Annotated in this window: 12 protein-coding genes and 1 tRNA gene; 9 read left to right on the top strand and 4 right to left on the bottom strand. The window is 67.7% G+C overall.

The genetic code is table 11. The annotated features are described in order from the left end of the window. Window positions 1-237 precede the first annotated feature (237 nt). The 8 genes from QC765_RS05025 (at window position 238) to QC765_RS04990 (ending at window position 6402) form a co-directional block, all read left to right on the top strand. A complete protein-coding gene (locus tag QC765_RS05025) occupies window positions 238-729 on the top strand; it encodes a hypothetical protein (RefSeq protein WP_278313323.1) in 492 nt (163 codons plus the stop codon). A 299-nt stretch (window positions 730-1028) separates the two neighbouring features. Further along, window positions 1029-2315 (top strand): phosphopyruvate hydratase, encoded by a 1287-nt coding sequence (eno, locus tag QC765_RS05020; RefSeq protein WP_278313322.1) that lies wholly within the window; start codon window positions 1029-1031, stop codon window positions 2313-2315. A gap of 8 nt (window positions 2316-2323) precedes the next feature. Further along, window positions 2324-2974 (top strand): FtsB family cell division protein, encoded by a 651-nt coding sequence (locus tag QC765_RS05015; protein WP_278313321.1) that lies wholly within the window; start codon window positions 2324-2326, stop codon window positions 2972-2974. Beyond that, the gene (locus QC765_RS05010; RefSeq protein ID WP_278313320.1) at window positions 2971-3507 is read left to right on the top strand and encodes a DUF501 domain-containing protein; all 537 of its coding nucleotides are present in this window, start codon (window positions 2971-2973) and stop codon (window positions 3505-3507) included. The genes QC765_RS05015 and QC765_RS05010 overlap by 4 nt, the downstream gene beginning before the upstream one ends. Continuing rightward, window positions 3504-4466, top strand: a complete 963-nt coding sequence (locus tag QC765_RS05005) for a Ppx/GppA phosphatase family protein (RefSeq protein WP_278313319.1) — start codon at window positions 3504-3506, stop codon at window positions 4464-4466. Before QC765_RS05010 ends, QC765_RS05005 begins: the two co-directional genes overlap by 4 nt. A gap of 20 nt (window positions 4467-4486) precedes the next feature. Beyond that, window positions 4487-4564: transfer RNA gene (locus tag QC765_RS05000), tRNA-Leu, on the top strand. 80 nt (window positions 4565-4644) lie between these two features. Continuing rightward, on the top strand, window positions 4645-5205 hold the full coding sequence (locus QC765_RS04995) for a flavin reductase family protein (protein WP_278313318.1): 561 nt from the start codon (window positions 4645-4647) through the stop codon (window positions 5203-5205). A 375-nt stretch (window positions 5206-5580) separates the two neighbouring features. Further along, the gene (locus QC765_RS04990; RefSeq protein ID WP_278313317.1) at window positions 5581-6402 is read left to right on the top strand and encodes a Bax inhibitor-1/YccA family protein; all 822 of its coding nucleotides are present in this window, start codon (window positions 5581-5583) and stop codon (window positions 6400-6402) included. 136 nt (window positions 6403-6538) lie between these two features. Here the strand turns inward: QC765_RS04990 and QC765_RS04985 are convergent, their stop codons facing one another. After that, the gene (locus tag QC765_RS04985) at window positions 6539-7756 is read right to left on the bottom strand and encodes an acetyl-CoA C-acetyltransferase (RefSeq protein WP_278313316.1); all 1218 of its coding nucleotides are present in this window, start codon (window positions 7754-7756) and stop codon (window positions 6539-6541) included. Window positions 7757-7804: 48 nt separating this feature from the next. Beyond that, window positions 7805-8917, bottom strand: coding sequence for an SGNH/GDSL hydrolase family protein (locus QC765_RS04980; RefSeq protein ID WP_278313315.1), 1113 nt, complete (start codon window positions 8915-8917; stop codon window positions 7805-7807). A 152-nt stretch (window positions 8918-9069) separates the two neighbouring features. Here QC765_RS04980 and QC765_RS04975 point away from each other — a divergent pair, with 152 nt between their 5' ends. Continuing rightward, window positions 9070-10458 carry a cystathionine beta-synthase gene (locus QC765_RS04975; protein ID WP_278313314.1) on the top strand — a complete coding sequence of 463 codons (1389 nt, stop codon included), beginning with the start codon at window positions 9070-9072 and terminating at the stop codon, window positions 10456-10458. A 63-nt stretch (window positions 10459-10521) separates the two neighbouring features. Here QC765_RS04975 and QC765_RS04970 read toward each other — a convergent pair whose 3' ends face one another. Both QC765_RS04970 and QC765_RS04965 read right to left on the bottom strand, forming a co-directional pair. Next, complete coding sequence (locus QC765_RS04970; RefSeq protein ID WP_278313313.1) at window positions 10522-10977, bottom strand: hypothetical protein; 456 nt, start codon at window positions 10975-10977, stop codon at window positions 10522-10524. Between the two features lie 309 nt (window positions 10978-11286). Next, entirely contained in the window at window positions 11287-12450 is a 1164-nt protein-coding gene (locus QC765_RS04965) for an acyl-CoA dehydrogenase family protein (protein ID WP_278313312.1), read from the bottom strand. Between the last annotated feature and the right edge of the window lie 5 nt (window positions 12451-12455).

Below are 12455 nucleotides of genomic sequence, written 5' to 3'. Positions count from 1 at the left end.
TTCCATGGGTCTGTTCAACGTCCTGGTCCTGACGCTTTCGTCGTGTCACCCGCTACTGTCTCGAGGCAGTTCAAGCACGGTATCTGCGGGCCGTGCCCTCCCGCCTCTCAAGACTGTGGCGAGCAGTCGTGGTCGCCGTACATTCAGCCCAGGATTCGGACTTCCAAATGTCGAGGGCGACACGGTTCCCCTAATGTGAATCACCGACGGCCGCCAATATGGACACGGAGGACAGTCATGGAGTGCATCCAGCAGCATTCAGGAATCATCGACACGGACGACCACTTGCTGTTCGTTCAACAGCTCGATGAATTTCCTGAGCCTGACCCTGAACATCCATATCTAAACTTCCTGTGCCTCAACGCGGGGCAAATCCTCATCTCCGTCGGCACCAATTGCGGGCCGATCAACGCCGCCGTGCAGGTCCTGGCGCAGGCACCCCCGCTCGAGCCTCACCAGTGGGAGGACATCGATGAAGGCGACATCGCCTACTCCGGCCTGGGGCTCGTCCTCCAGGGCGAGATGGGCCTGCGCCAGCTTCCCGCCGAGCCCGAGACCACGTTCACGCCCGAGGGGGATCATCGCTACCGCGTCCGGGTCAGCGCCCGGGGCCGCGACATCGACTACGACCATCCCACCGACGAACCGCTCGAGGACTACCTCATCCAGCTATGGCCAGTCGCCCTCGCCACACCCGGGCTCAGCTATCAGAACAAGTCCGGCCGCTGATACACGAGGTGAGCAGGATCCCGCCGCCGGTCGGTCCGCGACTCAAGCTGGAGACAGCGGTGGATTGCGGTTCTGCACCTTCCCAAGGCGATGGCAGGGTGCAAAACCCCACACAACCCGAGCGGAGTCTCAACGCTGCTCCGGCACCCCCGATGGCACTCCCGCCGGCCCCCGCCCGATTGCCCCTGCGCGCCTGAAACCAGGAGGCCGCTGCGGCGGCTACCCTCAAGGCTGGCAAGATTGGTCATTGCGGAGCGTGCCGCCCCGTACGTTGTTGTCAGCTGCCAAAGGAGTGATTCGTGGCCGTCATTGAACAGGTCGGAGCGCGCGAGATTCTGGATTCCCGGGGCAACCCCACCGTGGAGGTGGAAGTTGCGCTCGATGACGGGACCGTGACGCGGGCCGCAGTGCCCTCAGGTGCCTCTACCGGGGAACATGAAGCAGTCGAGCTGCGCGACGGCGGTGATCGCTACCTCGGCAAGGGCGTGCAGCAGGCTGTCAATGCGGTGCTCGACGAGATCGCTCCCGCGCTGATCGGCCTCGACGCCATCGAGCAGCGGGCCGTGGACCAGGCGATGCTTGATCTCGATGGCACGCCGGACAAGTCGCGGCTGGGCGCCAACTCCATCCTCGGCGTCTCCTTGGCAGTGGCGCGCGCGGCCGCCGAGTCCTCGGGCCTCGAGCTGTTCCGCTATGTCGGCGGGCCCAACTCGCATGTGCTGCCCGTGCCGATGATGAATATCCTCAACGGTGGCGCGCATGCCGATACCGGCGTGGACGTGCAGGAGTTCATGATCGCGCCGATCGGTGCTCCGTCGTTCCGCGAGTCCCTGCGCTGGGGCACCGAGGTCTATCACTCCCTGAAGTCTGTCCTCAAGGCGAAGGGCCTCGGCACGGGCCTCGGCGACGAAGGCGGCTTCGCGCCGGACGTGGCAGGCACCAAGGAAGCGCTCGATCTCATCATCGAGGCCGTCGACAAGGCCGGGCTGAAGCTGGGCAGCGATGTCGCGCTGGCCCTCGATGTGGCTGCCACAGAGTTCTACGAGGACGGTACTGGCTACCGCTTCGAGGGCACCGTGCGCAGTGCCGACGAGATGGCCGAGTTCTACCGCGACCTGCTGGGCGCCTACCCGCTGGTGTCTGTGGAGGATCCGCTCAGCGAGGACGACTGGGACGGCTGGAAGACCCTCACCGATGCGGTCGGCTCCTCGCTGCAGCTCGTCGGTGATGACCTGTTCGTCACGAACCCCGAGCGCCTGCAGACCGGTATCGATCGGGGCATCGCCAACGCTCTGCTCGTCAAGGTCAACCAGATCGGCACGCTCACCGAGACCCTCGATGCGGTCGATCTCGCGCACCGCAACGGGTACCGGACCATGATGAGCCACCGGTCCGGCGAGACCGAGGACACGACGATCGCTGATCTCGCCGTGGCGGTCGGCAGTGGCCAGATCAAGACGGGTGCGCCCGCCCGCAGCGAGCGCGTCGCCAAGTACAACCAGTTGCTGCGCATCGAGGAAGCCCTCGGTGACGCGGCCCGCTACGCGGGCGCCAGCGCGTTCCCGCGATTCAACTGGAGCAGCTAGACACACCCATGGGCCGGGAACGCGGAACCACATCTTCGGCAGCGGCCCGCCCGGGCAGGGAAGCGCGACGCAGCGCTGATCCCCGTCCCGGGCGGTCCGCGCTGCCGCGTCGCTCCGGCGCGCTGCACGGACCGGATTCACGGGCTAGGGGCACGCAAGCGGCGGCGCAGCGCGCGGCCGCCCGCACCAGCAGCAAGCGCACCACCATCACCAGCAGCAACGCGCCCCGCACCGGATGGTCGACGCGGCAGACATTTATCCTCGCGCTGGTAGTGGGGGCACTCGTGCTCACCTTCGTCATGCCGCTTCGGACTTACTTCTCGCAGTGGAGCGAGGCACGCCAGATCGCGGCGGAGCAGGAGAACCTGCGCGCCGATGTGGCCGCGCTGCGGGCCGAGAAGAAGCTGCAGGACGATCCCGCGTACATCAGGGAACAGGCGCGGGAGCGGCATAGCTACGTGTTTCCGGGCGAAACGCCCTACCGGGTACAATTCTTCGACGAGCAGGATCAGGACCGGTCCGGCGATCAGCTGCTCCCGGGCAGCCGCGACCCCTGGTACACCCAGCTCTGGCGCGAGATGTCAGTGCAGCGAGACGAAGGACCACAGCGCGAGATGAACATGCCCATCGCCCCCATCGAACCAGCCCCCGCGGAGTGAGCGTGGGAGAAGTCGCGCCCGACGACCTCGCAGCGGTCGCCGCCCAGCTCGGCCGGGAGCCCAGGGGAGTCCTCGCCATCGCCTACCGGTGCCCGAACGGCGAGCCCGGTGTCGTCAAGACCGCGCCGCGGCTGCCGGACGGCACACCTTTCCCAACGCTGTACTACCTCACTCATCCGCGGCTGACGGCAGCGGCGAGCCGCCTCGAGTCTGGCGGCATCATGCGGGAGATGAGCGACCGGATCGCTGCGGATACCTCGATCGCGGCCGCCTATCGTGCCGCGCACGAGGACTACCTGCGCGAGCGGGACAGCATTGAATCCCTCGGCACGGACTTCTCCGGGGGCGGAATGCCGGACCGGGTCAAGTGCCTCCACGTGCTCGCCGCGCACGCCCTCGCCAAGGGGCCGGGCCTCAATCCGCTCGGCGACGAGACCGTGGCCCTGATGGCGCGCGACGAGCCCGACCTGATCGGCACGGTCCTGCCTCGTGACTGGCCCGGCATTGATGCCGACCAGGAAGAATCACAGTGACGCGGGTCGCTGCCATTGACTGTGGCACCAATTCCCTGCGCCTCCTGATCGCCGATATCACGGAGGCGACTGGTGGTTTCCGCGTCCTCACGGATGTGGATCGCCGCATGACGGTGGTCCGCCTCGGGCAGGGCATCGACGCAACGGGGGAGTTCCATCCCGATGCTCTCGCGCGAACCCGGGAGTGCCTCACCGAGTACGCCCGCATCATCAAGGACGCTGGGGCCGAGCAGATCCGCATGGTCGCCACCTCCGCAACCCGTGATGCCCGCAATCGCGACGAGTTCTTCGACATGACCGAAGAAATCCTCGGTGCTGTCATCCCCGGGACCCGTGCCGAGGTCATCACCGGCGACGAGGAAGCAGGTCTCTCCTTCGTCGGGGCGGTGAACGATGTGCCCGCGAGCGACGGTCCCTTCATCGTCGTTGACCTCGGCGGGGGCTCCACCGAAGTGGTCTACGGCGCCAGCACGGTCGAGGCCGCTCGCTCCGTCAACATCGGCTGCGTCCGGCTCACCGAGCGCTGCCTGCACAGCGACCCGCCCACCTCCGGCGAGATCGAGCAGGCACGCGCGACAGTACGAAGCATCCTCCGTGATGCCTTCAACAGCGTCCCCCTCGCGCCGGCCCGCACCTGGATCGGCGTCGCCGGCACCATGACCACCCTTGCGGCCCTCGCGCACCGGCATCCCACCTACGACTCGACGCGCATCCACCTCTCGACGGTCCCCTTCGACAGGCTGCACGAGGTGTGCGACGAACTGCTCGCCATGACCCGCGAGCAACGCCTCGCGCTCGGCCCCATGCACCCCGGCCGCGCGGACGTCATCGGCGGTGGGGCGATCGTCACCCAGATCCTCGCCGAGGAGATCGCTGCTGTCTCGCCCATCCGCCGCCTCACCGTCAGCGAGCACGACATCCTCGACGGAATCGCCTGGTCCCTCGTCGGAAGCACCTGACGCTCCCGGCCACACAGCATGCCCCCGTAGCCCAATTGGCAGAGGCAAGCGGCTTAAAACCGCTCCAGGTGTGGGTTCGAGTCCCACCGGGGGCACCAGTGTGACCTACCGTGCTCCACCCTCTAGTGTCGAGGGCAGAGGATCCGGCAGTACCGTCGAACAGGAGGGTTTCCCCCGCATGGCCACCAGCGAAGAAGCCTCCGCCGACGTGCCTACCGTCGCGCCTGGCAAGTCGCGGGCCGCAGAGCCCGAATGCCTCGACCTGTTTCGTAGTGCCTTTCGTCGGCAGCCTGCCGGGCTAGCCATCATCTCCGCGAACAGTCCCGAGGGGCCCGTCGGAATCCTGTCCTCCTCGGTCGCATCCGTGGGAGTCGACCCTCCGGCGCTGTCGTTCACCATCTCCACGCTGTCGGCCAACGCGCAGGCAGTCCGGCATGCGACGACGATGGTCGTCCACCTGCTCGACGCGGGCGATCTCGCTCTCGCGCAGGTGTTCGCGACCCCGGGCAGCCCGCGCTTCGGCCCCGACATGCAATGGGATCGTCTGCCGAGTGGCGAGCCGTACCTCACCGACGTGGCGACACGCATGCACTGCCGGGCCATCGGCCACATGGAAGTCGGCGAATCCGTGATCGTCGCGGCGGAGGTCATCGACGTCGCGCACAGTGACTCGCATGCACTGCCGCTGGTGTACACCAACAGGGCGTTCCACGTGTTCCACGAGTTCCCCATCCGCTGATCTGTTCAGCTTGGGCCCCGCGAGCCCTGCGTATTCGCGTATCCGCCGCCTAGGCCCGCGAGTGTGCGAAGAACGACAGGTTCATCCGCGAATGCTGACGTATTTCGCACACTCGCGGCTGGGACGGGGCGGCTGGAGCCACACTCGCGGCACAACGAGCACCACGATCCTGCATCGACGCGAGCGTGTGCGTGGTCTCACCCCTGCCTTGGGGTGTACTCGCAGGTAAAGTAGGAGCTGTCCGTTTTGTCGTTGAACCGTTCACCCTTGGTGGAACTTCCGCTGCGGGCTGTTCGTTATCACGGCAAGATCAGGAATGATCCTCGGGCACCGAGCCATTGGCTAGCCCGACAGCCTAGACGAAAGGAACTCACGGTGCGCACCAGCAGCAACCCGGTGTTCAAGAACTTGCCGAAGAGCCCCGGCGGATACGCGACATTCGGCAGCGGCGCCGCAGGTGGCGCCCAGGCCGCCTATCAGCACGGGCAGACCCAGCATCGTGACCAGTACCAGCCTGTCACGCCTGATCGCGCCATGACGGTCGATGACGTGGTCACCAAGACCGGCGCGACCCTTGGCGTGCTCGTCGTCGCCGCGGTGCTGTCGTACTTCCTCACCAACAGCAACCCCGGCCTTGCCCCGCTCCTCGTTTTCGGCGGCATGATCGTTGGCCTCGTGCTCGTGCTCGTGGCCGTGTTCGCCAAGAAGATGGACAACCCGGCGATCGTGCTCAGCTATGGCGCGGCCGAGGGCGTGTTCCTGGGCGCGCTCTCCTGGATCTTCGCCGGTGGTACATCGACGATCATCGTCCAGGCGGTGCTTGGCACGATCGGCGTGTTCTTCGGCATGCTGGTCGTCTACAAGACGGGCGCCATCCGCGTCACTCCGCGCCTGACCCGCATGATCGTCGCCGGCATGATCGGTGCGCTCATCCTCATGGTCGCCAACCTCGTTGCCAGCTTCTTCATGGAGGATGGCCTCGGACTGCGCGACGGTGGCCCGCTTGCCATCATCTTCTCCCTGTTCGTCATCGGGCTCGCTGCGTTCAGCTTCCTGCTTGATTTCGACCAGGCCGATCAGCTCATCCGCATGGGCGCGCCCGAGAAGGCCGCCTGGGGCGTGGCGCTCGGCCTCACCATCACCCTGGTGTGGCTGTACATCGAGATCCTGCGCCTGCTCAGCTACTTCCAGGAATGATCCCGTAGCTGCTCCAAGCTGATCCACGCAAAGCGCGACCCCCGGCAGGGAATCCCTGCCGGGGGTCGTTGCTTGTGGGCTTGGATGGCAGCCACCAAGCCACCACAGCCACCGGAAAGCGGCTACCGAGCGAGCATCAGCTGAGGCGCTCGAGGATGATCGCCATGCCCTGTCCGCCGCCGACGCACATCGTCTCGAGGCCGAACTGCTTGTCGTGCGCCGAGAGGTTGTTCAGCAGCGTGGTGGTGATGCGCGCACCGGTCATGCCGAACGGGTGGCCGAGGGCGATGGCGCCACCGGAGACGTTCAGCTTGTCCTCGTCGATGCCGAGCTCGCGCGCGGAACCGAGGACCTGCACGGCGAACGCCTCGTTGATCTCGAACAGGTCGATGTCGGAGATCGACATTCCAGCGGTCGCGAGGGCGCGCTTGGTCGATTCGATGGGGCCGAGGCCCATGATCTCGGGCGACAACCCGGATACGCCGGTGGCGACGATGCGGGCAAGGGGGGTGAGCCCGAGCTCCTTGGCCTTGGTGTCGGACATGATGACCAGTGCGGCCGCGCCGTCGTTGAGCGGGCAGGCGTTGCCGGCGGTGATGGTGCCGTCGGGCCGGAAGACTGGCTTGAGCTGCGACACGGCCTCGTAGGTGGTGCCAGCGCGGGGGCCGTCGTCGGTGCTGACGACGGTGCCGTCGGGCAGGGTGACGGGGGTGATCTCGCGCTCGAAGAAGCCGGAGTTGATGGCTTCCTCGGCGCGGTTCTGGGAGCGCACGCCCCAGCGGTCCTGGTCCTCGCGGCTGATGCCGGTCAGCTGGGCGACGTTCTCGGCGGTCTGCCCCATGGCGATGTAGGCGTCGGGGAGCTTGCCGTCCTCGCGGGGGTCATGCCAGCTGGTGCCGCCCTGCGCGATGGTTGCGGTGCGCTCCTCGGCCTCGGCGAAGAGGGGGTTCTTCGTGTCCGGCAGGGAGTCGGAGTTGCCGCGGAGGAAGCTGGAGACGCTCTCCACGCCCGCGGAGATGAACACGTCGCCCTCGCCGGCCTTGATGGCGTGCAGCGCCATGCGCGTGGTCTGCACCGAGGAGGCGCAGTAGCGGGTGATCGTCGTCCCCGGGACGTTGTCGTAGCCCAGCATGATCGACAGGTTGCGGGCCATGTTGAAGCCCTGCTCCCCGCCGGGCAGGCCGCAGCCGAGCATCAGGTCGTCGATCTCGGTCGGGTCGAGCTCGGGAACCTTCGCGAGCGCGGCGGCGACCATCTGGGCGGCGAGATCGTCCGGCCGGATCCCCTTGAGGGAGCCTTTCATGGCCCGCCCGATGGGGGACCGGGCGGTGGAGACGATGACTGCCTCGGGCATGGGAACTCCTCGTTCGATGGGTTGAGATGTGGTGCGTGTACTTACAGGCTAGTCCGGCAGGGGCGAGCGCTTTCCATGGCGGTGCTGCCGGGCGATCCGGCGTAGGTTCGCGGCGGGCGCCACGCCGAACGGATTGCGCCGGCCGCGGGCGCCGGTCTCGCGCGGGCCAGGCGTGGCGACGGGCTGGCGGTGGCGGAACCAGGCGCGGTTGAGCGCGTTCCAGGCACGCACCGTGGGGCGGCGGGCCTCCACCGCTGCGGAGACCTCGGGCAGTTCCTCGAGCGGTCCGCCGTGCCAGACCCCGAGCGCGGTGCACATCACGGGCAGGATGTTGCGCGCGGCGAGCTCGTAGCCGGCGGGGGAGGGATGGAACCGGTCAGTGGAGAACATGCGGTCCGGCGATGCCAGGAACTCGGGGGTGAGCAGGTCCGCGAGCGGCACGGGGTGCCCGCCCTCGGCCCGGGTCACAGCGGCCTGGGCGCGGGCGAGGCGCAGGCCCCAGCGGCGGATCACCGCGCGCAGCGGCTGCGGCACATCCGTGACGATGCCGAGGTCCGGGCAGGTGCCGACGATCACGACGGAGCCTGCCGTGTGGAGCCGGCGCACCGCGTCGCGCAAGCGCCGTGCCGCGGCCCGGACGGACTGCCGGGCGGTCACATCGTTGGCGCCGATGAGGATGACCGCCGCGTCCGGTGGGCTGCCTGCCACGAAGGACGCGTCCACCTGGCCGGATAGGCCTTTGGAGGTGGCTCCGCTGATTGCCTTGGTGCTCAGCCGGACCCGCTTTCCGGATTCTTCGGCGAGCCCGCGCGCGAGCCGCACGCCTGGAGTCTCGTCCGCGAAGGTGCAGCCCAGCCCGGCCGCGGTGGAGTCGCCGAAGATCATCAAATGGAAGTCGGCGGTCTTCTGGGATCCCCACCGCTCCGGCCGTCCGCCGTTGGGCGAGTACACCCCGTCGGCCTCGGGCGGGTAGGGCGGCAGCTTGCCGATGCGCAATCGCGCGATGCGGGCCTGCGCGGCAAGGAAGTGGTACGTGCCCCAGCTCGCCGCGGCGGCGGCGGTCGAGGCGCCGATGACTGCGGCGGCGGCGGTCTTCGGGGAGACCGTCGAGAACGACGACTCGCTACCGATAACGGTGGTGTCGTCCTCGTCTGGCGGCATTCTCGTGACTCCTTCGGCCAAGGCTCGGGGCGCGTTGGGGCTGCTCCACAAATCTATACGTGGGACCGGCCAGGCGGACACTCCGGCGCACCAGGACGGTCACGGTTTCCCCCGCGTTTCCCCGGGCAGCTTTAATCTGGAACGATAGAGGCATGCGCATTGCGAATCACGTGGTCGACCTCATCGGTGACACCCCGCTGGTGAAGCTGAACTCTGTCGCCGAAGGCATCCCCGGAATCGTCGCCGCCAAGATCGAGTACCTCAATCCCGGAGGCAGCTCGAAGGACCGCATCTCGGTGAAGATGATCGACGCGGCCGAGGAATCGGGGGCGCTCCAGCCTGGTGGCACGATCGTCGAGCCCACGTCCGGCAACACCGGCATCGGGCTTGCCCTCGTCGCCCAGCAGCGTGGCTACAAGTGCGTGTTCGTGTGCCCTGACAAGGTCAGCGAGGACAAGCGGAACGTCCTCAAGGCATACGGCGCGGAGGTTGTCGTTTGCCCCACCGCGGTGCCGCCCGAGCATCCTGACAGCTACTACAGCGTCTCGGACCGGCTGGCGCGCGAGCTGCCGGGCGGCTGGAAGCCTGATCAGTACTCCAACCCGGCTGGCCCCGAGAGCCATTACGAGACGACTGGTCCCGAGATCTGGCGCGATACCGAGGGCAAGGTCACGCACTTCGTGGCCGGGGTCGGTACCGGAGGCACCATCACGGGCACGGGCCGCTACCTCAAGGAGGTCTCGGGCGGTGCGGTGAAGATCATCGGTGTCGATCCGGAGGGCTCGGTGTATTCCGGTGGCACGGGTCGCCCGTACCTCGTGGAGGGCGTGGGCGAGGACTTCTGGCCGAGTGCCTATGATCCCGCCATCCCGGACGAGATCATCGCGGTCTCCGACGCCGATTCGTTCGACATGACCCGGCGCCTCGCCCGCGAGGAGGGGCTGCTGGTGGGTGGCTCCTGCGGCATGGCTGTGGTCGGTGCGCTCGAGGTGGCACGCAAGGCCGGGCCGGACGCCGTGGTGGTCGTGCTGCTGCCAGATGGTGGCCGTGGCTACCTGTCGAAGATCTTCAACGATGCGTGGATGTCCTCGTACGGATTCCTCCGCACGCGCCTCGATGGCTCCTCGGCGGTGGCCTATGTCGGGGATGTGCTGCGTGGCAAGTCCGGGAAGCTGCCTGACCTGGTGCATACCCATCCGCAGGAGACACTGCGCGACGCTATCGAGATCATGCGCGAGTATGGCGTTTCCCAGATGCCCGTCGTGGGTGCTGAGCCACCGATCACCGCTGGCGAGGTGCAGGGCAGCCTCAACGAGCGTGACCTGCTCAGCGCCGTGTTCGAGGGCCGCGCGAACCTTGCTGATCCGGTCAGCTCCATCATGGGCGCGCCGTTGCCGCTGATCGGTACCGGCGAGACCGTGGATGACGCGCAGAAGGCGTTCGCGGACATCGATGCGCTGATGGTGGTCGAGGACGGCAAGCCGGTTGGCGTGATCACCCGCTACGACTTGCTCCACTTCCACAACACTGGCCGTGGCTAGCCGTTAACTGATAGGCACAAGGCCTCGCGATGGCTCATCGCGAGGCCTTGCTTGTGCTTGCTCCTAGCGGGGAATGATGTCGAGCGGGATGAACTGGCCACCCACGGCGGCGCAGCCCTGCAGGGTCTGGAAGTCGCCAGCGAGCGCGGCGCTGCCGCTGCAGGTGGGGGCGGAGTTGCCGTCGAACTGAACGGCGGACTGCGCGCCCGCGATGCCGAGCGCGAGCCCGGGGTTCGAGCCCGCGGCATCGACGCGCGCGCCCGGTCCGATCGCGATGGCCAGAGGGCCGGCGAAGCCATCGGCGGTGACGGTGGCCTGGCCTCCTTCGGCGGTGATGGCGAGGGCGAGGCCTTGCGGGCCCGAGGTGGCGGAGCAGCTCGCCGTAGTGGCCTGCTGCCCTGGAAGGGCTGGGCAGGCATCGACCATGGGGGCGGCGTTCGCGGGCGCGGCGAGCGCGAGGGCGGCAGCGGCGGTGCCAAGGGTGGTGGCTCCGGCGGCGACGAGGTTTCCGAGCTTCATCAGGGTTCCTTCCACGAGGACTGACAGCTGACAAGTGGCCGGCCGAGGGGTTCGCGATCCGGCTGAAAGCCATTCGGAACAGTGTGTTACTCGGATTGGTCGATCGTGGAAGCAGGTTTCCGGGCGCGCCGGACGCTGCCGTGAGCTGGCACGGTGCCCGCCCGCAGAAGGTGCCCGTCCGCGCGGTGCCAGCCCGCAAAAACACGGGAAATCGCCAAACGCGATAGAAGCTGCCCCGGGTTCCGCGCGGCTTCTATCGCGTTTGCGTCGACTGCGGGCCGGACCGGCAGTGAGAAGCCAAATGCCCGCCTACCGGAAGGCGTTCTCGCCGGTCAGCGCCTGGCCGAGAACGAGCTGGTGCACCTCGGAGGTCCCCTCGTAGGTGATCACTGTCTCGAGGTTCGCCGCATGCCGCATCACCGGATACTCCAGGGTGATGCCGTTGGCGCCGAGGATCGTCCGGCACTCCCGCGCGATGGCGAGCGCCTCGCGAGTGTTGTTGAGCTTGCCCGCGCTGACCTGCTCCGGGGTGATTTGCCCCGAATCCTTGAGCCGGCCGAGGTGCAGCGCGAGCAGCATCCCCTTCCCGTACTCGACGGCCCCATCCGCGATCTTGGCCTGGGTCAGCTGGTACCCGGCGAGCGGCTTGTCGAACACCTCCCGCGCCTTCGCGTACTCGATCGCGGTCTCCAGGCAGGTGCGCGCGGCCCCCATCGAGCCGAACACAATGCCAAACCGGGCCTCGCCCAGGCAGCCGAGTGGCGCTCGCAGGCCGCGCGCGCCAGGAAGCAGCGCGTCCGCGGGCAGGCGCACCCCATCGAAGGACAGCTCAGCGGTCACCGACGCACGCAGGGACAGCTTGCGACGCATCACCCGGGCCTCGAGACCCGGGGTCCCGGCCGGCACCAGGAAGCCGCGCACACCGTCCTCGGTGCGCGCCCACACCACCGCCACATCCGCGACGGTGCCGTTGGTGATCCACATCTTCGAGCCGTCAAGGATCCAGTCCTCGCCGTCACGGCGTGCCCGGGTCCGCATGCCGCCCGGATTGGAACCGAAATCGGCTTCCGTCAGCCCGAAGCAACCAATTAGCTCGCCCGCTGCCATCCCGGGCAGCCACTGCTGCTTCTGCTCCTCGGATCCGTAGGCGTGGATCGCGTGCATCGCCAGCGACCCCTGCACCGACATCAGGCTGCGCAGCCCCGAATCGACGGCCTCGATCTCGTGGCACGCCAGCCCATACGCGGTCGCGGAGGTGCCCGCGCAGCCATAGCCCTTGATGCTCATGCCCAGCAGACCGAGGCGACCGAACTCCAGCGCCACCTCGCGCACGGGCAGCGTCCCGGCGTCGTACCATTCCGCGATGTGCGGACGAAGCTCCCGGTCGGCGAACGCGCGCGCCGTCGCTCGCACATCAAGCTCCTCGCCAGCTAGCAGTCCCTCGATCGCGAACAGTGCATCCACAGACGTCATGGTCC

Source organism: Hoyosella levis (genome assembly GCF_026008515.1).
GTDB lineage: Bacteria > Actinomycetota > Actinomycetes > Mycobacteriales > Mycobacteriaceae > Lolliginicoccus > Lolliginicoccus levis.
Note: the sequence above shows the minus strand (reverse complement) of the source record. Positions and strands in the feature narration are given on the sequence as shown.

Bases quoted from the DNA above. Each gene is read 5' to 3' on its own strand.
- QC765_RS04975 (WP_278313314.1), top strand. From the start codon at position 9,070: ATGCGCATTGCGAATCACGTGGTCGACCTCATCGGTGACACCCCGCTG.
- QC765_RS05015 (WP_278313321.1), top strand. From the start codon at position 2,324: ATGGGCCGGGAACGCGGAACCACATCTTCGGCAGCGGCCCGCCCGGGC.
- QC765_RS04965 (WP_278313312.1), bottom strand. From the start codon at position 12,450: ATGACGTCTGTGGATGCACTGTTCGCGATCGAGGGACTGCTAGCTGGC.
- QC765_RS04980 (WP_278313315.1), bottom strand. From the start codon at position 8,917: ATGCCGCCAGACGAGGACGACACCACCGTTATCGGTAGCGAGTCGTCG.
- QC765_RS05025 (WP_278313323.1), top strand. From the start codon at position 238: ATGGAGTGCATCCAGCAGCATTCAGGAATCATCGACACGGACGACCAC.
- QC765_RS04995 (WP_278313318.1), top strand. From the start codon at position 4,645: ATGGCCACCAGCGAAGAAGCCTCCGCCGACGTGCCTACCGTCGCGCCT.
- QC765_RS04970 (WP_278313313.1), bottom strand. From the start codon at position 10,977: ATGAAGCTCGGAAACCTCGTCGCCGCCGGAGCCACCACCCTTGGCACC.
- QC765_RS04985 (WP_278313316.1), bottom strand. From the start codon at position 7,756: ATGCCCGAGGCAGTCATCGTCTCCACCGCCCGGTCCCCCATCGGGCGG.